Origin of the sequence: Bacillus sp. ISL-35 (assembly GCF_018613355.1) — a bacterium.
Classification (GTDB): Bacteria; Bacillota; Bacilli; order Bacillales; family Cytobacillaceae; genus Mesobacillus.
Window position 1 is genome coordinate 244,614 of the sequence record NZ_JAGGQK010000014.1, and the last position, 24,154, is coordinate 268,767.

Sequence of the window (24,154 nt, forward strand, 5' to 3'; positions counted from 1 at the left end):
CAAAGAAGGATAACTACTCTCTTTCTCATCGATTAGATATTTTTACCATTATAAACAACAACTTTAATCATTTGCAATCATTTTTTTACCGCTAATACTGTATTAAATTCCTGGGTTGAACAATTGTTATCATTAAAGGTTTCAATATAATTTCCATCGGTATAGTCTCCTATAACCTTCCGCCAAAAACTCCTCGCTGGTTCATTCTTCTCTACCTGAAGGACACTCCATCTGCCCGGGAATTGATCAAAAAGTCTTAATGCCGCAATTCTGCCAAACCCTCTTCTGTAAAATTTCCTCATGATAAAAAATTCCAGGATGACATTAGACTCTCCGCTTTCAACCATGGCAAATCCAGCATTTTCACCTTCATGAATGATGAAGAAAGCATGGAGAATCGGGTCGGTCCAATATGGTTTCAAATCAAACGGTGCAAAACTTCCGTTCTCTTCAAGTTTGATTTCCTGAAATACTGTAAACTCGTAAATATAGAATTGAATCAGATTTTGGAGGATCGCCTCATCCTCCTGTTTCACACGTACCAAATCGATCACAAGGATTCCCCTTTTTAAAACTGAATTTTTACATATAATTATTCGTTAAAATAAGAGGAAATCCCTTTTTTCTTTACCCGCTTTCCTTTTTACTCCTCTCTGCCAGGATAAGTGTATTGATAGGTAAGCTCCTTCACATCTCTTGTTATCTTAACTATTACCATGCCATCAGCAGACTCAAAAATAAAGGATGAACCTTCTCCTCCAGTCTGCTTCCAAACATCTGTTGCCTGTATCTTAGCAAGATAATCCTTCATGTTTCGGTCCGTACCTCGGTCCCATATATATTTTTCAGTGTCCCCATTGATTTCTGCCGGCTGTAACCCTACTGGATAAGGAAGATTTCCATAGCCATGTGTAACATATAGCGGCTTTTCGTGATGATAAGGGGCTGGATTTTTGAGTCTAAGTGACCCAATAATCTGAAATATATCTGCATATTCAAGCTTTGGATAATCAAAGCTCAAATATAATGTTTCATTGCCCGCTTCCACAAAGAAGTGATACCGGAGGCTGACATCCATCATTTTTACATGTTCAATATATAATTTTGTCGGATAGGGAAAATTCTGAAGTTCATCTTCAACATTCATTGCTTTAGAACTAAGGATTTCTTTCTTTTTACCATCATTCACGAATTCGGCAAAACCAACCTTTTCAGATTCTCCTTTTTTATAAAAATCATAGCCCTCCTGACTTCTTTCACTGTATACAGTATCTAAATCCCAAGTCAGAATGAACTTCTTGACAGCCTGTGAATGACCTGCTCTGTCTTCACGTTGATCATATTTTTGAACTTGAAACAACAAGCCAGCAGATAAAAGCAGGAATAGCGACGTTAACACCACGTTTTTCAAGTCAAAAATTCTTTGCTTCTTTTTTTGTGCTTTACTATTTCGAATGGATGACCTTAAATGCATCCTCATTCGGTCCCTTTCGCTTTCACTTGGTGTTAGCTTTTTTAGCAATTCCCATTGTTCCTCAGAAAATTTGCTCATTATGTCCGCCTCCTTCCCCTATATCCTTTTTTCTTAGTGCCGCAAGTCCTCTCGATAGTGTTTTCCTGATTTTTGATTCCGAACAGCCCAGGATTTCGGCAACTTCTTTAGTGGAACATTCCTCGATTTTTTTCAGAGTGATCACAAGCCGGTAGTCAGGCTTAAGCTGTTGAATTGCTTTCAGGCTCCTTTCTACCATATCCCGGTTTTCTATATATTGTTCGATGTTTAGAGGTGATGCTATGTCTTGCCCCTCAGAAAATAACGTGAAAATCCTTCTTCTTTTCCGCCTGCGTATTTCATCCAATACGAGGTGCTTTGCAATGCTAAAAAGCCAGGTCTTTACACTCGCCCTCTTTTCAAATTTCTCAAAGGAAGTATAAGCACGCAGAAATGTATCATGAACCAGGTCCTCACAGGATTGGCGATCCCCCAGCATATAATAGATAAAACGGTAAATATCCTTATAATACAATTCATACCATTCCATGACTTTTTGTTCTTTTAAGTTATCACTAATTTTCCCCACCTCATTTTCCCCTATCTAAAAGATAGGTCGAAGAAGAATCAATAATGTGACACTTTTCCTCCTCTTTTTTCCATTATAAAGTAAAATGGGCCCTTATCTTATTAAGATAGTGGCCCATTTTTTAATCTTCTTCTATATTCCATGTATGTTCAAATTGTATGCTGCCTTTTAATGTTTGGGAAACCGGACATCCTCTTTCGAAAACATTCAACGCCCTTTCGGCTGCTTCCCTTTTACCTGCTGGAATCTTAAGCATATAATGACAACTGATCTTCGTTATTTTCAATACTCCTTCAGGTGCTTCAATCGTACCTTGCACCTGCGCCTTTACTTTATCGGGTGAAGTTGGTATTTTACGCGCCTCCAGCGCGCCTGATAGAGTGCCGACCAGTCAGCCGCCGGCAGCAGCAACAATATGGTCCAGGGTTGAAGGGTATTCCACTTCTGGATTGACACCATAGAATTGTTTTACTCCCCCATGAACACCGAATAACAAAGGTTCTTGAAAACCATCGATGTATGCTTGTTTAATTTTATTGGAAATATCCTTTTGAATTACCGTTATTTTTGTTAAGGCAATTGGTTCGGACAATGAAACGATCCCTCCTTTTTTAGTTACTATCACCATAATGGAAAGGGTATTATTTTTCAAATAAAATCCTTCTCATAAAATAGGCTGCCCTTATTTTATTTTATATGATACAAGCTGATGCTCGTCCGATATTTTTACATATGCTGTTGTTGTAAGGTTCGGATCTTACCTATCTTCTTAACAGAAGGGGGGTGGGGAGATGTTAATCACTGCTATCGTAGTACTATTGTTAGCGCTGGCTTTGGTCGTTGCTATCTTGTTGAACCAGGATGAACTTGCTGATGTCCTATACACCTGCATCGGCGAAGTAAAGGATGCTAACCAATAATGGTGCTGCTTAATCTCTTCAAATGATGTAAAACCTGAACCTTGTGTCTGGCTCCCTGGCTATACCGGAAATGGCCAGGGGGACCCATATAATGAAAGGATCGATGAGGATGAAAGAGAATGACTTAAACCTGGATATTGACATTGACCGTTTGAAAAAAGACCCCTCTTTAAATGAGGTACTTAATTTTACCAAGGCTATCTTTAAGAAGCTGCCACATGAAACAAACGGTGAGGAATCGGTATATCTGAAACCGCATGAAACAAACCGTATAAATCAAGAAAGTATTTATTCATTGTTAACAACAGCACAAAGTATCATCAATCCTGCTACTTTATCCCTTCTCTCAAATTCATTGAATCAACCAGAAAATAATAGTGACAAATCAGAGATTTCTAGCCAGGCGTTTGATCAGCTTACCTCCAGTATGAATGCTATAAAAGAGGAATTGAAACAAACGAAAATCGAGTTAGAAGAAAAAAGCCAGCGTTTGGCGGCCCTGGAGTCAGAAGTGAAATCCCTCAAACGCCGCAGAAGACGGTAATGAACAGAGAGTCCTTCATCCATATATGAAGACTCTTTTTCTAGTTTATACCCTCTGTTCATGATTTTTAAAAAGGATTTAACAGATTTTTGAAGAATACTGTCATATCATGAATTGGAGGTTTTTGATTTTGAATACTGATACTTTGACAATCAATAAGACGAGCTGGGATGAAGTGGCCCAAAACTTCTTTGGCAGAACGGCTTTGCCGGAATATGGTCCTTTTGCTCCTGACGAAAAGGAACTGAACCTATTCGGGGATTTAAATCATAAAAAAGTATTGGATATCGGGTGCGGAAGCGGGCATTCCCTGAAATACATGCACGAAAAAAATGTCGACGAGCTGTGGGGTCTCGATCTATCCAGCTCACAAATTCAGGCGGCGGCAGAATTATTACAAGGGACGAATGTCAAATTATTTCAATCTCCTATGGAAGTGAACCCTGGAATTCCTGAAAGCCATTTTGATATTGTATACTCTATTTTTGCTCTAGGCTGGACAACCAATCTGGAACAGACGCTGACTAACATCAATCATTATTTGAAGCCGGGCGGATCGTTTATTTTCAGCTGGGAGCATCCACTGTTTAGCCGGGTGCGAAATACAGAGCATGGACTTTTATTCACAAAGTCTTATCATGAGGAAGGTCCTTATGACCATGAGGCATGGAACCATCCCGCCATCATGCAGCAGCATAAGATCAGCACCTATGTCAATTCAATGATCAAAACCGGTTTTAAAATCGAAAAAATAATAGAAGAAATCAGAGTTTCCGAAGAATTATTGTCGAGAGATTCTAACAGGTGGTATAACTGGGAGAAAGTTAAGGCCGTTCCGACGACTATCATTTTTAAATGTGTGAAAAGTTAGAGACCTACTATACGATGCCAAAAGAAAAGGACTTAATTAAAAGTCCTTTTCCAGTCAGTCTTTAATGATTTTCTTTGATATAAAAAATACAGCAAGACTAATTATAAAAGCATAAAAACCATGGTAAAATCTGTTATCCCACTCAATTCCACTAGTTAGGGTCAAAATGGTTGCAATAAAAAAGGCTGAAAAAAGTCCCTGGGCACCATTTAGTTTAGTCTTCAATCTTATCCCTCCATCTGCTCAAATCCGTATAGTCCTTTAGTTTCAACCTTTACTATACTAAACTACTATTTTGGGGGCTTTGACCATTAAGCAGCTGTCCCTTCTCGTCTCTTACCCTCGAACCATAATGGACATGCCAATGCATATGTTTATTGCTTTGATAGTTTCCTACATTTGTAGAAATGGTGCAGGCCCCATATTCTTTTTCAAGCCTTGCTGCTACTTCCCTGACAACCTGGAGCACATCCTCTAGTAGATCCTTTTCCTCGGCCGTGACAGTCAAGATAGATTGTATATGTTTTTTGGGAATGACAATGATATGTACTTCATAATAAGGGCGCGTATGATAAAATGCGAGACTATGTTCCGTTTCCATGATGGTCTCCACATCCGTTTTGCCAGAAAGCACCTCATCGCAATAAAAATCTTCCCATTGATCGTTAGCCACCATTCAACACCCCTATTCATTCATCTTTCTCGTTTACTTTCAACTTCTAATAGTGCGCTTCTATGAGAAAAACTATTCCTGCAAATGGACTAAGTCTCATTTCTTTTATCAAAGATAAGCTTGAATATATTTCATATAGCCTAACTGCAAGTCTTTCGGTAAATGCTCCAAATGAAAGAACTTAAGATCGACTGATTCATGTTCATCTATTTCCAAAATCCCATCATATTCCCTTGTTGAATAAACGGTTGTAACAGAATAAAGTTCGTCTCCGTTCGCCACTTTTAAATAGTAATCAGCGCCTGAGAATACGCCTTCCAGCTTGAGATTGCCTATAATGAGCCCTGTTTCTTCCATTACTTCCCTTCTTGCTGTTTCCTCAAGACTCTCCCCTAACTCCATTAATCCGCCAGGCAGACCCCAGCCACCATCACTCCGAAGCTGCAGAAGCAATTCATCTTTCTCATTAAAAACCATGACAACTGCCCCGGGCAATATCAGTGGCCGATGGCCGGCCAGCTTTCTTAGCTCAGCAATATATTCCAAAGGTTTCACCCCATGCCTATTTTTTAAATAATCCTGCCAGCAATTCACTTGTACCAAACAGGCCTTCTTCAGTTGACTTGTCATTCATTTTCCTGAGTTCCACAACATCAAAATCACTGAAGATTCGAGTTAGTTTTTCATGTGTATAACCCAATCCGCCTCTCATGCTTTTCCCTCTGTAAACTTCCCAATCGGAAATGTCCGACCCGCCCAATTTACCTCCCTCAACAAAGCAGGTAAGCGCAAAATGGCCACCTGGCTTTAAAGCACGAGTTACCAGGTCAATATAATCCATTCTCCTGTGCGGAGGGATATGGTGAAAGCACCCTGAGTCATAGACTAGGTCGTATGAACCCTCTTTTATATCCAATTCAAAAAGATTTTGCAGGATAAAATTCACCGGCACATTTTGAGCAAGTGCCCTTTCTATTCCCCAGTTCAACCCCTCTTCAGATTGATCCACCGCGTCTACTGAAAAACCCTTACCAGCCAAATAAATGGCATTCCTTCCTGGACCGCATCCCAATTCCAATACCTTACCAGGAGTTAGTTTCTTTGTTTCCACATACTCTGCCAGATTCTCATCAGGGAAGTTTTTAAAAAAAGGGACCCCTTTGTCTCGATCAGAATAAAAAACGTCCCAATTGAATTGCCTTTTATCACTCAAAAGCTTGTCAAGCATCTCCAATAAATCATCATAGCTGTATATACTTTCTTTCATCATTTTCCTCCTTAATTTTCACTTATCCCCTCACTGGAGAGATCAACTGCAAGTGTTGTTTATCGCTGTTTGGCTTAATTACAACGGGCCTCATAGAACCCGAGAAACTCATCACAATTTCCTCATCAGGAATTGATTTAAGAGCATCAATCAGAAAACTATTATTCAATGAAATCAATATCTCGGGATCTCCTTGCAGTTCCCTGATTGGGATCGTTTCCTCTGTTTCACCTAAATCTGAAGAATAGGAAGCTACCCTAAGTCTCCCTTCTTGTGTTACATTCAATTTCACGTTGTTTCTGCTTGAGTCGCGAGTAAAAAGGCTGGCACGGTCAATAGCATTCAATACTTTCCTGGTAGATAGGATCATTGATGTTTTTGATTCGGATGGAATAATACTGGAAAGGTCAGGATAATTCCCCTCAATCAGTCTTGAGTACAAGGATAAATCTTGTGACTCAAAGACAAAGTAATGATCAGATACATGGATTGCAATGGTACTACTATCATTGAATAATCTAATGAATTCCCTTATTGTATTCAGAGGAACTATGTATGAACCGGCAATGGCTGTATCAAAATCAAGTTCACTTATTGACAAACGATGAGAATTTGTGGCTGCACATCTTATTTTGTTGTTAAGGAATGTGATCAATATCCCGGTAAGAACCTGGCGAGAATCATTTACTGAAGCTGCGAATGCAGTTTGTTTAACCATCTCAAGCAAGTGGTTTGCCGGCAGCTGCGCGGTTTCATCACTATTCACTTTTGGCAATGATGGATATTCGTCAACATTGAAACCATTTAACTGAATCCTTATCTCATCTGCCTGTAAAAAAAGTTTGTTGTTTTTTCCGGTTCCCACTGTAATCTCACCAGGCAGCTTTTTAATCAATTCTGCCAAATACTTAGCAGGCCCTACAAAGGTGCCCTTTTCAATGATATTCAGGTTTCCGTCACAATTAACAATCTCTTTTTTTAGAAAAAAGTTATGGTTGCTGACAATAAGAGTCAAACCTTCAGAATGGGCAACTATTTTAATGCCGCATAAAATTTGCGGAGTAGGATTCGCCAAAACACTTCTGCTTAAACTTGAAAGTGCATCGTATAAACATCCACTATTAATGGTAAATTTCATGATTCCTTCCTTTCCAATTTCTATATTAATAAATTCGACAAATTCTTGGAAAATCCTTGTAAAAATTAAAAAAGTGATCCCCCTTTAAGGAGAATCACTTTTGTCCATTTTGCATTACTTTTTGATGATAACCTGTATAACATGCCCTGTTCCTGTGTGCAATTTACCTTCCACTCTTTCCTTTTCTCCATAAAAGAAATGAAGGACTTTGTAGTCTTTAATCCAATCTAAAACATCAGATGGGTTGTAAAGCATATCAACGGTCTTTGGTCCGCCTGTTCCGTATTTCACCTGCTCTTCTGAATATACCTCAAACATAATGGTGCCCCCAGGCTTGACAGTTGAAATCAACTTATCCATCACGGTTTTTTGATCATTTTTATCAAAATGGCCAAATACCATAATGGCTGCGTCGAATTCTTCAGCAGGTACTGGATCATGTATTAAATCCTTTAGTTCCGTTGAGATGTTTACCTTATAGCGCTCGGCCAGAGCGTTCGTCTTATTCAAGCCATTTTCTGCATAATCATAAGCCGTAACTTTATTCCCCTGCCTCGCAAGATAAACTGCATTTCGGCCTTCTCCTTCAGCAAATGCCACGATTTTGCTTCCCTTTTCCAATCTTTGTGACTGTTCTTTTATAAATTGATTTGGATTTTCACCATAAACATACTGTTCCGAGCCAAAACGTTCATGCCATGAATTCCCCATACTATCACTCCTTCCTAATCATTATACCCATTACCCTTTTTCTAGTATGATAAAAGTTCATGTGGCTATTCTATTTTTAAACGGGTATCAATAAAGAAAGGAGTTGATTTCAAATGAAAGAATTAACATCTATGGATGACGTAAAAAAGTTAATCAATGATAACGAATTAAGCTTTATTTATGTCTTGACCGATGGTTGAAGCGTCTGTCATGGATTGCTTCCTCAGGTCGAGGAAGTTTTAAAAGATTTCCCTAAAATTGAGGCTGGACTGGTCAATGCCGGAAAGGTCGAGGAAATAGCAGGATTCCTTATGGCGTTTACAGTGCCCGTTCTCGTCTTGTATGCAGATGGCCGAGAATATTTAAGAGAGGCAAGAATCGTCCAGGTTGAGAAATTCAGGGAAGACGTCTCCAGGATCTATGAAGGATTCTTTGGAGAATAAGTTAGGAGCTTGGTTAATCCAGGCTCTCGTTTTCTTTTATATCGAGGATATTCCGTTAGGGTCCATCAATCATGAAATTACTTTATACTTCAACTTCGGACGAAATCTTGCTCGGATACCTGCAATTTGGCTGAACCTGGTACTATTTCGGACAAATTTAGGTTCTGATTCCTGTATTTTGTCTGAACCCCGTACTACTTCGGACAAATCTGGGCTCCCGCTACTATATTTTGTCTGAAGATGGTGTTGCTTCAGACAAATTCCCGTTCTGTTTCCTGTATTTTGTCTGAACCCGGTATTACTTCGGACAAATTTAGGTACAGATTCCTGTATTTTGTCTGAACCCATTACTACTTCGGACATATCCAGTTTCGATTTCCTCTATTTTGTCTGAACACGATACTGATTAAGATAAATTCTGTGTTTTAATCCGCTCTCATACCCAATCTGATAGTCCTCTCATTTTTCCTTCTTTTTCTGTAAACATTACTCTGAAATAATGTATGAATTTTTATTTTTAAAGCAAAATAAGCCTTGTTGACTATTTCCTTCCTTAAGGAGGAACAATATGAATATAAACACTATAAGGAGTGCGGTTATGGGAATTTTAAGCGGAAATCCAAAAGATGAACCTATGCATTATGGTGAGGTATATGGGGCCTGGACTCATTTATCAGTCAATCATGGTCTGATTGCTGCATACCAGACCTTTATCAATCACATTGGTGATGAGGACCTTAAAAAGCTTGTTCAAGAAGCAATCGAGGCGATGCAGGAAGAAAATAAGCAGGTTGAAGAACTGCTTAAAACGAATGGCATCGGGCTCCCTCCTTCACCACCTGAACGTCCTGTTGCCCATCTGGAAGATATTCCTCCAGGAGCAAGATTCAGTGACCCTGAAATTTCGGCTGCAGTCTCAAAGGATGTTGCAGAAGGCCTTGTTGCCGCGAGTACCATGATCGGCCAGTCCATCAGAGAAGATATTGCAATGATGTACGGCCAATTCCATATGGCAAAGGCACAATTTGGCGCTAAAATGCTAAAGTTAAATAAAACTAAAGGGTGGCTGGTTCCTCCACCACTGCAAGTGAAATCAACCGAGTAACAAATAATTATATTATGTAAAAACGCCTGACAAATACAGCAGAACCCATAACCACGGGCTCTGCTGTTTTTTAGTTTAATTTTTTCTCCAGACCCTTTTGTTCTCAATTCTTCTCGTGTACCCAAGTGCATCGAGACGTTCAAGGAATGGAATCATATACTTACGTGATAACTCTACTGCTTCCTTGGCTTGAGAGACCTCAAATTCATCTCCCGTCTGCTCTTTCAGTTTCCTCACTGCATCCGCAAAATGTTCACCATACCAGGCGTATTGGTCATCCAGCAGCACAATTGCTCCCTGGTCTTCAAGGAAGCGTTTTAGCTCAAAGGAGATAGAATCAGGAATCCCTGCATTTTTAATATAGTCATTTAAATAAGCAACCTTTAAGCCATCTTTCCTAAGCTCGTTGATCATATTCTCTGTCCGTTTTTCCCAGTTCTTCGGGACATGCGCAGCAAAGGCTGCAAGTGAGATATATTGGTCTTTCCTCAGGAATATGCCCTTGCTGATTCCATTTTCGATTATGAATTCCAGCAATGTTTTAGAGAAGGATTTTTGCAGCGTTTGCAGTAATTCAGCCTTATTCATGCCAGGACGCATTGGGTTTTCCTGGTGATAATCTTCCAGTCGATCCATGATATCTTCTTCAATAAGGTCAATGACTGATGTCAGGGCATATTCCTTATTGGAAATTTTGACAAACTGTTCATCTTTAAGGTTGGACAAAATAGAACCCTCATCCAGTGCTGTCCGCTTAATCAGCTCTTCGACCGTCAGGCTTTTTGCCTCATATAAGGCTGCGTTCATTCTCTCGATTGGTGTTCCAGCTTTCTTTTTCTCCAATTCCTCAATTGTCTGCTGTCCAAATCGATACTTGTTACCACGTGGGTCTATCACCCAGCCGCCGCCAATCGTCTCCTGCGGACTTGGCCTGCGAACAATGAAACGGTCTCCACGTTTTGTGACGATTTTTTCATCAAGTCGCAGCTGGCAAAGAATCTCCCCATTGTCTTCTTTTAGTTCGTTTCGGTCAAAAAAGACAATCCGTCCCATAACTTCGGCCGTACCGATATGGCACTTTATAGGCGTCCTTTGTTTTACCAGGTGGTCAAGTTCCTCAACGACTCTAATTGCAACATCAATTGTATTGGTCACGATAAAATGTTCAGTTGAAACCAGCACTTCACCCCGTTCGAGTTCGTCCCTGGATACCCCTGAAAGATTAATGGCAGCCCGCTGACCCGCAAACGCTTTTTTGGCAGGCTGATGATGTACCTGAAGCTGGCGTGCCCTTACTTCATGCCCTGACGGCAAGACTTTTAATTGCTGCCCTTCTTCAACTGTCCCCTCGTAAACAGTGCCTCTGACAACGGTCCCCTGGCCTTTTACCGAAAATACCTGGTCGATTGGCAGACGAAAAGCTCCCTTTACGTCACGCATTTCCTGTTCTTTCAGCGTGCTAATAATCAGTTCTTTCAGTTCGGTGATTCCTTTTTTAGATAGGCTATCGACCATCATAAAAGGTGCATTTTCAAAAACGGTACCTTTAAGCTCGCCGAGAATGTCTTCTTTCACAAGTTCGATGAATTCTTCTTCCACCCTGTCAATCTTTGTGATCGCAATAATTCCTGAACGGATTCCCAGAAATCCAAGAATGTCCAGATGCTCACGAGTTTGCGGCATGACCCCTTCATCGGCAGCGACAACGAGAACGACAAGGTCGATCCCCGCTACACCGGCTATCATCTGGCGGATAAAGCGCTCATGACCAGGGACATCCACCACCGAAATTTGCAGTTCTTCATCTTCATATAGTGGCGCAAAGCCCAGTTCAATTGAAATTTGCCGTTCTTTTTCTTCTTTCAGGCGGTCAGTGTCCACATTCGTCAACGCCTTGGTCAACGACGTTTTCCCGTGATCAATATGACCTGCCATCCCGATGGTAAAATACCTCTTGCTCAAATGCTGACACCTTCTTTTACTATGTATAAAATAACTCTAACTTTAAATCCAAAATAGTTCAAGAGACGAAAATGGGACAAGCATTCCCCTTCTCACAATAATTGTAAGAGAAGATACATCAAACCTTGGTCACTCCATAACCAGGCTGGACCTTTTGTCAATTAGTTCTTCTCACTCTCGTTATAAAAAAAACCCACAGACACCTTATATCTTGTCTGCAGGTCTATTTTAATAGTAATCAATGATTAAACATAAAACGCAACATCGCGGCAGCAGCCAGTCGGCTTGTGACATCTCGGAAATCTCTAGAAGGGTCTATTTCTACGATATCCATTGCTTTCACTTTTTGATGAGATGCTGCAGCAGAAATGCTGGTAAGCAGTTCTCTGCTGGTTATGCCCCCGGGACCGATTGCCGGGCATCCTGGAGCAAAGGTCTGGTCTACGACATCCATATCGACCGATAAGTAGATTGTATCTACTACTTTAGATAATCTGTCCAGTTCCTTTTTTATGATTGGCACTATGCCTGTAATCTCAACATCGTTCATTGTATAGACGATAATCCCTTTTTCCTTCGTGTAATCATGATAGACCTTCGCATTCGCATAATCACGGATCCCGATCTGGACAAGATTCTCACCTTTAAGGTGACCCCCTTCAATGAGACTGCGGAATGGAGTGCCGTTTGTCCGTCCGCCATCTTCCAGATTCCTGACATCATGGTGTGCATCCCATTGGATGACTCCTATCTCTCCATAATGCTCACTGAATGCGCGGATTGAAGGGTAGCTGACTCCATGGTCCCCACCGAGCAAGATATACCTGTCGCAGGCATTCCTTGCAAGCATCTCCCCGACGCTTATACGGAGTCTTTCAATGGATTCCTCCATGTCAGTTGGATGCACCTGCACATCACCAAAGTCAAGGACCTGGATATTCTTATAATCTTGGTCTCTTTCTCCCGAAAAAGTAGAGAATGTACTCAGGCATGCCCTTATCGACTTAGGTGCATCCGATGCCTGCGACAAAGAAATAGAAGTTTTCGAGAACGGAAGACCGATCAATCCGATTTCCCCTCTAGCTCCGTCTTTATAAGATGCCAGGCACTCATTGACCTTAGTGACAAAATTGTCCTTGAATACTGCCGGCCTACCTGGCTGAAGATAGCTGAACTCCACTATAAGCCATCCTTTCCCAAAGTTTTTTGCCAGAACGGAAAACGCTTTGAGCATGATTCACACCATAATGGTACGGAATGTATTGATAATTAGGCACATCCCAGATCACGAAATCTGCCGAGCGTCCTATTTCCAGTGTCCCTGCTTCTCGGGACTTGCCGATTGCATGGGCGGCATTGATCGTAACTGCATTCCATATTTCTTCCGCTGACATTTTCAGTTTTAAAGCTGCGAGTGACATGATCATTTGCAGGTTTTCAGTCACACAGCTGCCTGGATTAAAATCTGTTGCCAGGGCGACTGCTGCTCCCTCATCAATCATTTTCCTGGCACGAGCATACTGGTCCTTACCGAGATAAAACGTTGTACCTGGCAGTAAAACGGCTACAGTGCTGCCTTCAGCGAGCATTTTGATTCCTTCATCTGAAGCTGCAACTAAATGATCCGCACTTGCAGCACCCAACGACACTGCAAGCTCGGTACCGCCAAGCGGATCGATTTCATCAGCATGGATCTTCAATCCAAAACCCTTGTCTTTTGCAAGCTTTAAGTACTTCCTTGATTGTTCAATCGTAAAAACACCTGTTTCACAAAAAATATCGACGAATTCCGCCAGCCCGCTCTCTTTGATTTCATCGAATAAATCAGACATTTGCTCCAGGAACTGAGCTTCTTTTCCTTTGAATTCGGGAGGAACAGCATGTGCTCCCAGGAATGTTGAAATTATCGAAACCGGATATTTTTCTTTTAACCTCTGGATCACACTCATTTGTTTGAGCTCTGTCTCAGCATCCAGTCCATATCCGCTTTTGGCCTCCATGGTTGTCACACCATAAGAAATCATCCTTTCAAGGTGGAAGGATGCCTTTTTGAGCAACTCCTCCTCGGATGCTTTCCTAGTGGCTGACACAGTGGACAAAATACCTCCGCCCTGAGCCAATATTTCCAAGTAAGGTACACCGGCCTGCTTTAACGAAAGCTCATGCTCACGGGAACCCCCAAAAACCAAATGAGTATGAGGATCCACAAGGCCGGGGGAAACAACTTTTCCCTGGACATCGATTCGCTCAGAGGCTTTTAATGATTCCGCCTCAACGCTTGAGCCGAGCCAGGCCACTTTTCCTCCGCTGATCCCCATTGCGGCATTCTCTCTTATATGAAGTTCTTTCATTTCCTCCCCTTTTAGGGGTCGATTTTTGAAAATCGGCAAAATGAGCTGTCCAATATTGTATAGAATCAAATCATATGTCAATAGTTTCCCACCCTTTCTATATGCACTTGAAAGGCTCTATATCGAAATAGGAAGTATATTCCAAAAGAGCCATTAGACCGGTAAGAATCGTATTCCAAATTCTTTTTGCATTACGGAAGCATTGGAATATCTACGCCTTTTTCTTTCGCTGTTTCAATCGCTTTTTCGTAACCTGCGTCAGCGTGGCGCGCAATGCCCATTCCCGGGTCAGTGGTCAGCACTCTTCTCAGTCTTTCTTCGGCCAGTTTCGTTCCATCAGCAACTACAACCATACCGGCATGAAGAGAATAGCCCATGCCTACTCCGCCTCCATGGTGGACAGAAATCCACGAGCCGCCCGCAGCGACATTGATCAGCGCATTTAGGATCGCCCAATCGCCGACTGCATCGCTTCCATCTTTCATCGCTTCGGTTTCCCGGTTTGGAGAAGCAACGGACCCGCTGTCCAAATGGTCGCGGCCTATGACAATCGGAGCCTTCAATTCACCATTACGTACCAGCTCATTGATTGCCAATCCCATCTTCACTCGCTCACCATAGCCAAGCCAGCAAATCCGTGATGGAAGACCCTGGAATTCAACTTTTTCCTGAGCCATGTCAATCCAGCGCTGAAGGGCTTCATTTTCAGGGAAAAGTTCTTTGATCAGCTCATCTGTCCGATGGATGTCAGCAGGGTCACCTGACAAAGCTGCCCAGCGGAAAGGGCCTTTTCCTTCACAGAACAGCGGACGGATATAGGCAGGGACAAATCCAGGGAAGTCAAAAGCATGCTCTTCTCCATGGTCCTTCGCCACCTGGCGGATATTGTTTCCGTAATCGAAAGTAACCGCTCCTCTGCGCTGGAACTCAAGCATCGATGCAACATGCTTAGCCATTGAGAAGGAAGATTGCTTAACATACTCCTCAGGATTATTTTCCCGCAGCTGTGCTGCCTCCTCTAGATTTAACCCTACAGGTATATAGCCATTCAAAGGATCGTGGGCCGAAGTCTGGTCCGTTACAATCTCAACCTTGAAGTTTCTTGACAAAAGTTCAAGATGGACTTCTGCTGCATTGCCTACAAGACCAATCGAAAGTGCTTCACCTTTATGTTTCGCTTCCTTTGCCCATTGAATCGCCTCATCGATTGAATGGGTCATCTTGTCGCAATAACGCGTATCAAGGCGTTTTTGGATACGCTGCGGGTCGATTTCCACCGCGATGCAAACGCCTCCGTTCATCGTGACAGCCAGTGGCTGGGCTCCGCCCATGCCTCCAAGACCCGCCGTCAATGTAATCGTGTTTTTTAGCGTACCGCCAAAATGCTGTCTCGCAACCTCCGCGAATGTTTCATATGTGCCCTGCAGAATCCCCTGTGAGCCAATATAAATCCAGCTTCCCGCAGTCATCTGCCCATACATCATCAAACCTTTTTTATCAAGTTCATGGAAATGATCCCAATTTGCCCATTTAGGGACCAATACTGAATTCGAAATCAACACGCGGGGAGCTGCTTTATGTGTTTTGAATACAGCAACAGGTTTACCAGATTGGACAAGCATTGTTTCATCATTTTCGAGCCTTTTTAAGGTTGCAACAATTGCATCGAACGCCTCCCAATTACGGGCAGCTTTGCCTATTCCTCCATATACAACAAGGTCTTGTGGTTTTTCTGCAACCTCGGGGTCAAGATTGTTATAAAGCATTCTTAATGCCGCTTCCTGTTCCCAGCCTTTACATTCGAGTTCCAGTCCCTTTTTCGCTTTAATATTGCGTTTTGCTTCGATTGTCATCATTTCCACTCCTCTTAATAGGTTAGATTATTAAACTAAGCTCCCATGCTTTTTTATAGCTGTCCACTGCCAGTTATTTTTTTTTAGCCACTCTGCAAGTCTCTCAATATCCTCAGAGAAAACGCGATCTTCTGTGATCGAAGGGACAATCTTTCTGGCATCCTCGTAAAAGGCTCTTGTTTTTGGCGCCATTTTTTCGATTCCCCGGTATTGGACTGCCTGGAGTGCACAAATACATTCTATGGCCAGCACACGCCTGACATTCTGAATAATGCTGTATGCATGGCGGGCTGCAATGGTCCCCATGCTCACATGGTCCTCCTGGTTGGCTGAGGATGGGATAGAATCTACACTTGCCGGGTGTGCGAGCGTCTTATTCTCGGAAACAAGAGAAGCCGCGCTGTATTGCATGATCATCGCACCAGACTGAAGTCCAGGCTGTGGACTCAAGAATGGCGGAAGGTCATTTAATTGAGGATTGACCAGTCGCTCAATACGTCTCTCAGAAATACTCGCAAATTCTGCCACAGCAATTTTCATGAAATCCATCGCAATGGCAATCGGCTGGCCATGGAAGTTGCCGCCCGATATCACTGTCTCACCATTGTCAAAAATAAGCGGATTATCCGTAGCAGCATTCATTTCGATTTCAAGCTTTTCTTTTACATAATCAAGTGCCTGCCAGGAAGCACCATGCACCTGTGGTATGCATCTTAGCGAATAAGCGTCCTGCACACGTTTTTCTCCCTGGCGTGTCGTCAGCTTGCTCCCTGCCAGCAACTCTCTCATACGTTCAGCTACGTCCATTTGCTGCTGGTAACCTCGTGCCGCATGGACAGCGGGATGGAATGCATCAATGACGCCCTCCAGTCCTTCCATAGTAAGGGAAGCAATCCACTCGGACTGATATGCCAGATCATTTGCCTCCAGCCAGTTGACAACCCCCATCGCCGTCATTGCCTGTGTACCATTAATTAAGGCAAGCCCTTCTTTAGCTTTTAGCTCGATCGCTTCCAGACCTTCTTTTTCATAAGCTTCTGAAGTGACGCACACCTTACCCTGATAAAAAACTTTCCCTTCTCCAAGCAGAACCAGTGCCAAATGTGAAAGCGGAGCTAAATCTCCGGAAGCACCAAGCGAACCTTGCTGCGGCACAACCGGATGGATCTGCAGGTTAAGCAATTCCTTTAATCGTTCTACAATCACTGGCCTGATCCCGGAATATCCTTTGATTAAAGCGTTAAGCCGCAGCAAAATCATCGCCCGTGAAACCACTTCCGGAAAAGGATCCCCCACGCCGCAGGCATGCGAACGAATCAAATTCAATTGAAGGGAGTTAACATCCCGTTCATCGATGATGACATCACTGAATTTGCCAAAACCTGTATTTATCCCGTAAATCGTACGCTTTTCTGCTACGATTTTTTCTACTGCTTCCCTGCTTTTTTCAACCTTTTCCATACTTTCCGGACTGATCGCAACGATTTCATCCTGATAACAAACCTGCCTGATTTGTTCCAAGGTTAATGATTCACCTGTTAATACAACCATTCACGCTACCCCCTGATCGGATAAAATAAAAAAGAGACGATAATGGCATACTTAAACCATCATCGCCTCCTTATGACTAGTGGACTATAGGCAATGCAACTTCATATATGATTGATTCCCAACCCGACCGTTTCGTGTTCAGAACCTTTTACTGGAGCGCCAATCGTTCCATAGAACGCGACAGCAATCCATTCACCCTCTGCACGATCCTCGAAGGGTGTTCCTCTTACAACAGCAAATCTCAGACCGACCGTCCGGCTCATTTCGCCAATGGATAGATGGCCGCGCGTAACACCTTCCATCCCCTCCATAATTGCATGATACAGAGCATGCGTTTCACGGTATAAGTGTGGATGTATGAGTCCATGGCGTTTGGCAGCTGTTTCCACTGCGGAAATAACCTTTTGCAAATTCATTGATCCTACCTTGCCAAGACAATAACTTACATCTTTCAACCTATCTTGAAAAAAGACCATCTCTTCTTCTGTGAAAGATGCCAGCAGGACCGCTGTTTTCCCAATCGCAATTTTACTCATCACTAACTCCATTTTCTGAATTTTAACTATTGACTAATAACTTACATTAATTTTATGTTTTCGGATGGCCGGTGTCAACCGTTTTGGTAAATTTTAGTATTCTAATATAGTAGTATGATACTCTGTTAAAGCACTAAAAAAAGCACCATGAAGGCGCTTTGCATTACTTATTTTCTATAGATTCCGCCATCCTGAAGAGGAAGTCATAAATTAGAGAAAAAGCATCTTTTATAGATAAGCTCTCCTTGTATCCTTCCAGACCATTCAATGCGAAATTAAGGCTCCACAACCCCTCATTGCCGTCAAACATCAAATCGTATCCCGAATCCTGAAGGTGCTGCTCCAAATAGTTTTTTATGGCCGGCTCCATCTTTTTTTGCAGCTTAAGGCCGAGCATAACATCATAGGTCCCAAATACATCATCCTTTTCAAAACTCACAGCATCGACACCAATCAAATCAAACCAATTCGATTCCATGTACATGAATTCATTTTTCCGGTCTTTAAAATAGGAGATTGGTTGTTCAAGGAAATCGGATGACTCTTGACCAAGGAATTCCTCCGTTTCCTTGTCCCCTCTTTCAATATATGCACTGGCAAAAAGGGTACCCGAATCTAAAACTTTGGCCTCTGTTCCCTCAAGCAGTCCTTGTCTTTCCGCATAGTCTTTTACGACATTATGTAATTCGACAGTCCCATCCTGTGTTGCGAGATACTTCTCCACCTGGTTTTTCAGCATTTCATTACCCTCCATAATTGGTTAACTGTTATTTATATTGAATGGTTCTTTCGGAAATAGCAAATATTCTTAATCATTATTCCCAGAATTCACTAAAGTTTTACGATATAGTCACATCCCCATACATTCCACTGCTTTTCCCCATATCCTGTTATTACACCACCATTCGAATGAAAGGAGAGGCGAATTCATGAATTATTATTACAAGGATGACCATCGGCCAGACGACAATGACCACTGGCATTCCAAAGACAAAAATAAACAACGGAAACATGATCAGCATAAACAATGGGATGACTGGGATGACCACAAGGACCTTAAAAAACACAAGGATAAGGATAAACACAAGGACTGGGACTGGGACCATGATCACGATTGCGAATCGGATGACTGGGATGACCGCAAGGACCGTAAAAAATGCAAGGATAAGGATAAACACAGGGACTGGGACTGGGACCATGACCACCATACCGAATCAGATGACTGGAATGACCGCAAGGATCATAAAAAATGCAAGGGTAAGGATAAACACAAGGACTGGGACCATGACCACCATAACGAATCGGATGACTGGGATGACCACAAGGGTCGTAAAAAATGGCGGGAAAAAGATAAACACAAGGACTGGGACCATGATCACCATTACGAATCCGATGACTGGGATGACCGCAAGGATCGTAAAAAATGGCGGGAAAAAGATAAACACAAGGACTGGGATCATGATTTCCATGATTGCGGCTGTGAAAAAGACCATCACCATGATAAACATTCCCATAATTGCGTTTGCAAAAAGGTAAGGGATATTAATGAAGCACAGCATAAGGTATCAAAAAGGAAAAATGGCTGTGATGTCAGCTGCGAGCGTTCGATTCAGGAACTGCTGCAGCAATGCAAGCATCCAAACTTTGATACCATTCCCTTCAAATTATTATGCGGTTGCAGCAAAGGTGACTGCGAGACATTTGTAGGTACCGGAGTAGTGAAAATCGAAGGGTGTTTTTATGATATTAAATCTACCTTTTTCCGCGTTGTTGATTTTGTAAAAGGATCTAGCTGCTGCGCGATTCTAGAACTGCTTTGTCCTGAAAGATGTGATGGAAAACATCATGGCATCGAAGGCTTTATCAGAACAGGAGCTTGCTTTGAAGTCGATTTAAAAGATTTCGTAGGCATTACCTGCTTTCCGCCAGTCAAAGCAAAAAAAATGGACCCACATAAGCTCTTATGCTCTGGACGCGGGTGAACCGAATAGATTGAATGCCCCACTTTTGTGGGGTTTATTTACTGTTAGTTCATAAATACCTATCAATTTCTCACATCTGTACTTTTCGGCAAAAATATGTGAATGCCCTCTATCATTCGTCTATTCAATCGTTGGTGTACTGGCATATACAATAGTAAGTCAAAAGAAAGGAGCAGAGTCAGACTGTTCCTTGAAGCTTTTGATATAAAAAAATAAGGAGTGAAAGAAATGAGAAAAAATACAGGTTGCAACACTTCCCATGGCTGCCCGCCACAGACTTCATGCGATAAGGCAAAAACGCTTCGTGTTGATTGCGATAATGTGTCTTCACCACCTTCTGGTACGGATCTCACTTATAATGTTGCAGATGTCGATGTTCCTCTTGCAGTGGTAGACCTTCAGGTTGATGTTGAAAGTGATATTGATTTACCAACACCAGCTCGTGAGATCAAACACATGCGCAGGAATGTATCCCTGACACAGTGTAAGGCGATCATTTCATCAATGAATAGTGGCGTAGTCAAAGTCTATGTCTCTGGTATTGTGCACAAGAACATCCAGTATGTGGAGAAATGCAGCGGTTATGTAAAAGATTTTAGTGTCGATGTACCGTTTACATGTATTCAGCCAGTAGACCTTTTCAATTACCCTTCACCAGAATTGTGGAGCAAAAAGAATTCTGTAAAAGAAAGAAGGTTCATTGACAAGAAAGGCATGGGTGCCGATAACTGTACTGCAGGAGCCTATACGTATGAATATTACAATGATCCTATTGAATGTAAACTGCTATTCTCTTCCGTCAACGACATTGATCTTTACAAGGACTTTGACAATTGGGGAAGATTCAGCCGTATTACTGAAAAAATGGAAGTAATTTTAACCTTCAAATTGCTGCAAAAGCAGCAGGTTAACTTGGGCTATTGCAGTGCTCCAGAACCAGCACTAGACGAATCTTCTTCGTCTTCTTCCTAAGATACAGGCTGCTAAATGAGATAACAGCCGAGGAGCAAAAGTGTCGCTTAAAAGGTTTAATGAATCTGCATCAAGCAGCATACAGGCAAGGGTGTCTCGTCTGAGGCACCCTTTTTAAATTTATCGTGAGATCAGCTTTTGCAAGTCCACACATTGTTTCTGAAATAGATCAATCTTCATCCCGGCAGTGCCCTGAAACATGATTTTATCTTGGTCAACAAATTGTTCATTCCAAACACAATGCAGATTCGCTAAACTGAAGTCCACCTTTTCCACTAAACTCTCTTTATACTCACGTGTAAATCCTGCTTCCGTTCCAAGCGGGGAAGTGAACATATATTCTTTGCTGTGTTTTGAGGAAAGTTCGGGCTGATGAATCCAATGAACCGGGATGATTTTTTTCCATGGCAAGTGGATTTTGAGTGAATGCATGGTCCCCAGATCGTCAGTATTTACATAATCCATTGTCAAAAGAAGAATCCCCTTCGTAAATAAGTTTGCCGATGGCAGCAATACTTCTGCATCAAGTGAATGCAGAGAGCACTCCACATTTGATATAGACGAGATTGGTCTTGAGAGCTTGAATGTATCAAATATGTCTATTTCTAAATTTACAGCTGCCAGCTGTAAAGGAAGCCTCACCTTAGTCCTTTCATACGTTTTATTGATTCCACGGTAAGCAGCCGTTGCTAATTTGATAGGTTGTGATGATGACTCTTCATCAGACTCCTCCGAATCCTGAAAATCATGTTCAAAATATGCATCTTCTTGAGACTCTTCGTCCATCCTGGGTTGATTGTAAGATTCTTGATCATGATTGAATTCGCTAGATTCCTCTAATATTTCATTAAACACTTCATCAGGACTTTCCTTGAAATCTTCCTGATCGATATCATCCGATTCGGCAACAACAGAAATTCCCATGTTATCACTTGACTCGTCCTCTATTTCATCCATCTGTAGTGTACTTTTCTGGGATGTCTTTTCTTCAACACTTTTAATTGTCGGCGGAGCGAGTATTAATGGTTTTCCTGAACCCTTTGGATTCCTGCTTGTTCTATTCTTGCTTAAATTGGTATTATTCTTATCATTCTCAAACTCCTCTGAGCCTCTGTTGCGTCCTCCAGAGGAATCTCTAAAACCCCCGTTGAAAAAATTCATTTCTTGAAACATTCGATTTGTGTTATCCATCTTAACTGGATGGTTCTGCTACTATTGCAACCAATCCCTGCCCTCCTTCCTGTATAAAGGTAAAGGGGTATATACTATAGATTGCCTAGTATAATACCCCGTCTTTTGCTGTTATTTATTCTGATTCGTCATAGCAATCAGGATCATTCGTTGCTGAAGATACCCGGATTTGCTGGTTTTGAAGAACGCGTACGGTAAAATCGATGACCATTTTTTCTTCAATTGTCTGGAAAAATCCTTCGTCGATTGGTGAAGTTGTTGGAAGCGGCTGACGGTCAATTGCCTCATCCCATTCAATAATTTGGCTGGAAACTAATTCACAGAAAGGCAGTTCATTATAGTGCTGTGAGCTTTCCTGGTGGAATTGACTCAAGTCGCTGGTCAATAATTCATCTTTTTCCGGAAACCCTGTTGACAATGGTTTGGATACGAAGAAATCAAATTCCTTTCGATTATTCACCTGCGGCATTACAGGGTGTGAAAGGAAGTGCTTCACTTCTGTCACAACCTGGAAAGGAATGTCGACTGTATACGAATGCAAGTCAGAAGCTACTGATGAGGATGAGGAAGCTTCAATTTCCTGGCTAGGGCTGGCATATTGGATGTTCTTCCTTACAAAACCTTTGATAAATAACTTATTGGTCGGCAACAGCAATCGGCATTGGGTCAATTTAATCCTCTTTTTTATATCCTTGATTTCAAGCACCGGTTCTGGAAAATTGATTAATGTATCCAGATTCACGTGCAGCGTCAGTTCTGCAAGGACAACAGGAACTTTCGTTACGACCTTCCCTAAGCTTACATGTGGGTGATGATGCTTTGGAGTGCATTCAAAATGGTCTTTTGAAGGCTTACACTCATAATCGGGCTTTTTATTTTTATCTAATTCAAACATACATGGCTCCTCCTTAAACTCCTTAGAGTGAAGATGTTTTATCCTATGCACCGTGATTTTTTGGGTCTAGGCGTATGCCCCCCCTGTGTTAGTTAAAAAAGGGCCTGGACCTTATTAAATCATTTATTTTCATTGCGATGTACTGGCCAGAAAAGAACTAAAAAAATTTTTTGATTCATTTTATACGACAGTACTACGGGCAGCTTGAAGAGAATCGGAATATGTATAGAAGAGTAATTGAAAAAGGCGAAGACCTTAGCCTTCGCCTTTTCATTCCTAATGAATCGTGGTTATTGGTTGGCCATTACAAGGCGACTTGCTGGTTCTGAAAAACTCTGATACGGAATTGAAGGAAAGTTTTTTCCACAATATTGTGGAAGATGCCTTCTTCAAATGGTGCATGATGTGGTGTTAAAGGTTCACGGTCAATAGCTTCATCCCATTGAACAATGCTGCTGGATACCAGTTCACAGAATGGAATCTGATTGTAGTTTTGAGTACTCACTTGATGGAATTGTGATAAGTCACTGGATAGCAACTGATCCTTTTCCGGGAATCCATGTCCCAGGTTCTGTGCCCTGAAGAAATCGAATTCTGAACGAGAATTGCTTTCCGGAAATACTGGTGGACGCAGGAAGTCTGTAATAATCGTTACACACTCAAATGGTACGTCTACAGTTAGAGATCGCATTTCTGACGCTACACAGTCACTTGATGAATGAGGACATGGTGTTGCGTACTGAATATTCTTGCGAATGAACCCTTTGATAAATAGCGGGATACCTGCAGCAAGAGTCATTGCAGGATTAGAAGTTGGACCTATAAGAAGCCTGCACTGTACGATTTTCACTCTTTTCTTAATATCCTTGATTTCCAAGACTGGATCCGGAAAATGGATGTTGGCAACGAGATGATCAGATACTGTAATATCCGCTAGAGTAACGGGAATATTGGCAGACGGCCCCAAACCCGGTGTAGGTACGTTGGTACATTCGCTCCTGGATGCTGATTGATTTACATTTACACATCCATGCTTACCTTTATGGTCATTAGTCATTTTTGTTCCTCCTTTTAAATTTCTTGTACAATTTATCCTATTCTTTCTAGA

The 24,154-nt window shown here is 41.9% G+C and carries 28 protein-coding genes and 1 other annotated feature (1 of these 29 running past the window's edge); of the genes, 7 read left to right on the plus strand and 21 right to left on the minus strand.

Features of this window, described 5'->3' with window-relative positions:
• Nucleotides 1–38, minus strand: a binding site (T-box leader) (it extends 176 nt beyond the left edge of the window).
• A 39-nt stretch (nucleotides 39–77) separates the two neighbouring features.
• The 5 genes from J7E38_RS18900 to J7E38_RS18920 form a co-directional block, all read right to left on the minus strand.
• The gene (locus J7E38_RS18900) at nucleotides 78–554 is read right to left on the minus strand and encodes a GNAT family N-acetyltransferase (RefSeq protein WP_214708819.1); all 477 of its coding nucleotides are present in this window, start codon (nucleotides 552–554) and stop codon (nucleotides 78–80) included.
• Nucleotides 555–643: 89 nt separating this feature from the next.
• Nucleotides 644–1,552, minus strand: coding sequence for a hypothetical protein (locus tag J7E38_RS18905; RefSeq protein ID WP_214708821.1), 909 nt, complete (start codon nucleotides 1,550–1,552; stop codon nucleotides 644–646).
• Nucleotides 1,536–2,081 (minus strand): RNA polymerase sigma factor, encoded by a 546-nt coding sequence (locus tag J7E38_RS18910; protein ID WP_214708823.1) that lies wholly within the window; start codon nucleotides 2,079–2,081, stop codon nucleotides 1,536–1,538. The genes J7E38_RS18905 and J7E38_RS18910 overlap by 17 nt, the downstream gene beginning before the upstream one ends.
• Nucleotides 2,082–2,202: 121 nt before the next feature.
• Nucleotides 2,203–2,472: an OsmC family protein gene (locus J7E38_RS24380; protein WP_214709040.1), complete on the minus strand. Its 270-nt coding sequence runs from the start codon at nucleotides 2,470–2,472 to the stop codon at nucleotides 2,203–2,205.
• Complete coding sequence (locus J7E38_RS18920; RefSeq protein ID WP_214708825.1) at nucleotides 2,473–2,733, minus strand: hypothetical protein; 261 nt, start codon at nucleotides 2,731–2,733, stop codon at nucleotides 2,473–2,475.
• Between the two features lie 139 nt (nucleotides 2,734–2,872).
• Between J7E38_RS18920 and J7E38_RS24200 the strand changes: the two genes are divergently transcribed.
• The 3 genes from J7E38_RS24200 (at nucleotide 2,873) to J7E38_RS18930 (ending at nucleotide 4,416) form a co-directional block, all read left to right on the plus strand.
• Nucleotides 2,873–3,001 carry a hypothetical protein gene (locus tag J7E38_RS24200; protein ID WP_285291758.1) on the plus strand — a complete coding sequence of 43 codons (129 nt, stop codon included), beginning with the start codon at nucleotides 2,873–2,875 and terminating at the stop codon, nucleotides 2,999–3,001.
• Between the two features lie 109 nt (nucleotides 3,002–3,110).
• Nucleotides 3,111–3,545 (plus strand): hypothetical protein, encoded by a 435-nt coding sequence (locus J7E38_RS18925; protein WP_214708827.1) that lies wholly within the window; start codon nucleotides 3,111–3,113, stop codon nucleotides 3,543–3,545.
• 130 nt (nucleotides 3,546–3,675) lie between these two features.
• Nucleotides 3,676–4,416: a class I SAM-dependent methyltransferase gene (locus J7E38_RS18930; protein ID WP_214708829.1), complete on the plus strand. Its 741-nt coding sequence runs from the start codon at nucleotides 3,676–3,678 to the stop codon at nucleotides 4,414–4,416.
• A 54-nt stretch (nucleotides 4,417–4,470) separates the two neighbouring features.
• On the opposite strand, the gene J7E38_RS18935 is transcribed toward J7E38_RS18930, so the two are convergent.
• The 6 genes from J7E38_RS18935 to J7E38_RS18960 form a co-directional block, all read right to left on the minus strand.
• Nucleotides 4,471–4,641, minus strand: coding sequence for a hypothetical protein (locus tag J7E38_RS18935; protein ID WP_214708831.1), 171 nt, complete (start codon nucleotides 4,639–4,641; stop codon nucleotides 4,471–4,473).
• A 52-nt stretch (nucleotides 4,642–4,693) separates the two neighbouring features.
• Nucleotides 4,694–5,089, minus strand: a complete 396-nt coding sequence (locus J7E38_RS18940) for an HIT family protein (RefSeq protein WP_353049959.1) — start codon at nucleotides 5,087–5,089, stop codon at nucleotides 4,694–4,696.
• A gap of 108 nt (nucleotides 5,090–5,197) precedes the next feature.
• Entirely contained in the window at nucleotides 5,198–5,635 is a 438-nt protein-coding gene (locus J7E38_RS18945; protein ID WP_214708835.1) for an NUDIX hydrolase, read from the minus strand.
• A gap of 16 nt (nucleotides 5,636–5,651) precedes the next feature.
• Nucleotides 5,652–6,356 (minus strand): class I SAM-dependent methyltransferase, encoded by a 705-nt coding sequence (locus tag J7E38_RS18950; RefSeq protein ID WP_214708837.1) that lies wholly within the window; start codon nucleotides 6,354–6,356, stop codon nucleotides 5,652–5,654.
• A 22-nt stretch (nucleotides 6,357–6,378) separates the two neighbouring features.
• Nucleotides 6,379–7,494, minus strand: coding sequence for a DNA polymerase III subunit beta (dnaN, locus tag J7E38_RS18955; protein WP_214708839.1), 1,116 nt, complete (start codon nucleotides 7,492–7,494; stop codon nucleotides 6,379–6,381).
• A gap of 114 nt (nucleotides 7,495–7,608) precedes the next feature.
• Nucleotides 7,609–8,205, minus strand: a complete 597-nt coding sequence (locus J7E38_RS18960; RefSeq protein ID WP_214708841.1) for a class I SAM-dependent methyltransferase — start codon at nucleotides 8,203–8,205, stop codon at nucleotides 7,609–7,611.
• 311 nt (nucleotides 8,206–8,516) lie between these two features.
• Between J7E38_RS18960 and J7E38_RS24205 the strand changes: the two genes are divergently transcribed.
• Together J7E38_RS24205 and J7E38_RS18970 are read left to right on the plus strand one after the other, a co-directional pair.
• Nucleotides 8,517–8,648, plus strand: a complete 132-nt coding sequence (locus J7E38_RS24205; protein WP_285291759.1) for a hypothetical protein — start codon at nucleotides 8,517–8,519, stop codon at nucleotides 8,646–8,648.
• Nucleotides 8,649–9,216: 568 nt separating this feature from the next.
• Nucleotides 9,217–9,753: a DUF3231 family protein gene (locus tag J7E38_RS18970; protein ID WP_214708843.1), complete on the plus strand. Its 537-nt coding sequence runs from the start codon at nucleotides 9,217–9,219 to the stop codon at nucleotides 9,751–9,753.
• A 75-nt stretch (nucleotides 9,754–9,828) separates the two neighbouring features.
• Here J7E38_RS18970 and selB read toward each other — a convergent pair whose 3' ends face one another.
• The 7 genes from selB to J7E38_RS19005 form a co-directional block, all read right to left on the minus strand.
• Complete coding sequence (gene selB / locus J7E38_RS18975; RefSeq protein WP_251030399.1) at nucleotides 9,829–11,688, minus strand: selenocysteine-specific translation elongation factor; 1,860 nt, start codon at nucleotides 11,686–11,688, stop codon at nucleotides 9,829–9,831.
• Nucleotides 11,689–11,953: 265 nt separating this feature from the next.
• On the minus strand, nucleotides 11,954–12,895 hold the full coding sequence (hutG, locus tag J7E38_RS18980) for a formimidoylglutamase (protein WP_214708846.1): 942 nt from the start codon (nucleotides 12,893–12,895) through the stop codon (nucleotides 11,954–11,956).
• Nucleotides 12,867–14,147 (minus strand): imidazolonepropionase, encoded by a 1,281-nt coding sequence (hutI, locus tag J7E38_RS18985; RefSeq protein WP_251030389.1) that lies wholly within the window; start codon nucleotides 14,145–14,147, stop codon nucleotides 12,867–12,869. The genes hutG and hutI overlap by 29 nt, the downstream gene beginning before the upstream one ends.
• Before the next feature lie 110 nt (nucleotides 14,148–14,257).
• Entirely contained in the window at nucleotides 14,258–15,919 is a 1,662-nt protein-coding gene (gene hutU / locus J7E38_RS18990; protein ID WP_215038836.1) for a urocanate hydratase, read from the minus strand.
• 30 nt (nucleotides 15,920–15,949) lie between these two features.
• Nucleotides 15,950–17,470, minus strand: coding sequence for a histidine ammonia-lyase (gene hutH / locus J7E38_RS18995; RefSeq protein ID WP_214708850.1), 1,521 nt, complete (start codon nucleotides 17,468–17,470; stop codon nucleotides 15,950–15,952).
• A 101-nt stretch (nucleotides 17,471–17,571) separates the two neighbouring features.
• Nucleotides 17,572–18,006, minus strand: a complete 435-nt coding sequence (gene hutP, locus J7E38_RS19000; RefSeq protein ID WP_214708852.1) for a histidine utilization transcription antiterminator HutP — start codon at nucleotides 18,004–18,006, stop codon at nucleotides 17,572–17,574.
• A gap of 163 nt (nucleotides 18,007–18,169) precedes the next feature.
• The gene (locus J7E38_RS19005) at nucleotides 18,170–18,745 is read right to left on the minus strand and encodes a hypothetical protein (RefSeq protein ID WP_214708854.1); all 576 of its coding nucleotides are present in this window, start codon (nucleotides 18,743–18,745) and stop codon (nucleotides 18,170–18,172) included.
• A 190-nt stretch (nucleotides 18,746–18,935) separates the two neighbouring features.
• On the opposite strand from J7E38_RS19005, the gene J7E38_RS19010 reads away from it, so the two are divergent.
• Both J7E38_RS19010 and J7E38_RS19015 read left to right on the plus strand, forming a co-directional pair.
• A complete protein-coding gene (locus J7E38_RS19010) occupies nucleotides 18,936–19,988 on the plus strand; it encodes a CotY/CotZ family spore coat protein (protein WP_214708856.1) in 1,053 nt (350 codons plus the stop codon).
• Nucleotides 19,989–20,216: 228 nt separating this feature from the next.
• The gene (locus J7E38_RS19015; protein ID WP_214708858.1) at nucleotides 20,217–20,960 is read left to right on the plus strand and encodes a CsxC family protein; all 744 of its coding nucleotides are present in this window, start codon (nucleotides 20,217–20,219) and stop codon (nucleotides 20,958–20,960) included.
• A 120-nt stretch (nucleotides 20,961–21,080) separates the two neighbouring features.
• Here J7E38_RS19015 and J7E38_RS19020 read toward each other — a convergent pair whose 3' ends face one another.
• From J7E38_RS19020 to J7E38_RS19030, 3 genes are all read right to left on the minus strand, one after another.
• On the minus strand, nucleotides 21,081–22,133 hold the full coding sequence (locus J7E38_RS19020; protein ID WP_214708860.1) for a hypothetical protein: 1,053 nt from the start codon (nucleotides 22,131–22,133) through the stop codon (nucleotides 21,081–21,083).
• 133 nt (nucleotides 22,134–22,266) lie between these two features.
• Complete coding sequence (locus tag J7E38_RS19025) at nucleotides 22,267–23,046, minus strand: CsxC family protein (protein WP_214708862.1); 780 nt, start codon at nucleotides 23,044–23,046, stop codon at nucleotides 22,267–22,269.
• A gap of 304 nt (nucleotides 23,047–23,350) precedes the next feature.
• Nucleotides 23,351–24,103, minus strand: a complete 753-nt coding sequence (locus J7E38_RS19030) for a CsxC family protein (protein ID WP_214708864.1) — start codon at nucleotides 24,101–24,103, stop codon at nucleotides 23,351–23,353.
• Nucleotides 24,104–24,154: the final 51 nt, after the last annotated feature.

Bases quoted from the DNA above. Each gene is read 5' to 3' on its own strand.
- J7E38_RS18905 (WP_214708821.1), bottom strand. From the start codon at position 1,552: ATGAGCAAATTTTCTGAGGAACAATGGGAATTGCTAAAAAAGCTAACA.
- J7E38_RS24200 (WP_285291758.1), top strand. From the start codon at position 2,873: ATGTTAATCACTGCTATCGTAGTACTATTGTTAGCGCTGGCTTTGGTC.
- J7E38_RS19015 (WP_214708858.1), top strand. From the start codon at position 20,217: ATGAGAAAAAATACAGGTTGCAACACTTCCCATGGCTGCCCGCCACAG.
- selB (WP_251030399.1), bottom strand. From the start codon at position 11,688: ATGGCAGGTCATATTGATCACGGGAAAACGTCGTTGACCAAGGCGTTG.
- J7E38_RS18970 (WP_214708843.1), top strand. From the start codon at position 9,217: ATGAATATAAACACTATAAGGAGTGCGGTTATGGGAATTTTAAGCGGA.
- J7E38_RS18925 (WP_214708827.1), top strand. From the start codon at position 3,111: ATGAAAGAGAATGACTTAAACCTGGATATTGACATTGACCGTTTGAAA.
- dnaN (WP_214708839.1), bottom strand. From the start codon at position 7,494: ATGAAATTTACCATTAATAGTGGATGTTTATACGATGCACTTTCAAGT.
- J7E38_RS19010 (WP_214708856.1), top strand. From the start codon at position 18,936: ATGAATTATTATTACAAGGATGACCATCGGCCAGACGACAATGACCAC.
- hutU (WP_215038836.1), bottom strand. From the start codon at position 15,919: ATGACAATCGAAGCAAAACGCAATATTAAAGCGAAAAAGGGACTGGAA.
- J7E38_RS19030 (WP_214708864.1), bottom strand. From the start codon at position 24,103: ATGACTAATGACCATAAAGGTAAGCATGGATGTGTAAATGTAAATCAA.
- hutH (WP_214708850.1), bottom strand. From the start codon at position 17,470: ATGGTTGTATTAACAGGTGAATCATTAACCTTGGAACAAATCAGGCAG.
- J7E38_RS19020 (WP_214708860.1), bottom strand. From the start codon at position 22,133: ATGTTTCAAGAAATGAATTTTTTCAACGGGGGTTTTAGAGATTCCTCT.
- J7E38_RS19005 (WP_214708854.1), bottom strand. From the start codon at position 18,745: ATGCTGAAAAACCAGGTGGAGAAGTATCTCGCAACACAGGATGGGACT.
- hutP (WP_214708852.1), bottom strand. From the start codon at position 18,006: ATGAGTAAAATTGCGATTGGGAAAACAGCGGTCCTGCTGGCATCTTTC.
- J7E38_RS18950 (WP_214708837.1), bottom strand. From the start codon at position 6,356: ATGAAAGAAAGTATATACAGCTATGATGATTTATTGGAGATGCTTGAC.
- J7E38_RS24205 (WP_285291759.1), top strand. From the start codon at position 8,517: ATGGCGTTTACAGTGCCCGTTCTCGTCTTGTATGCAGATGGCCGAGAA.
- J7E38_RS19025 (WP_214708862.1), bottom strand. From the start codon at position 23,046: ATGTTTGAATTAGATAAAAATAAAAAGCCCGATTATGAGTGTAAGCCT.
- J7E38_RS18960 (WP_214708841.1), bottom strand. From the start codon at position 8,205: ATGGGGAATTCATGGCATGAACGTTTTGGCTCGGAACAGTATGTTTAT.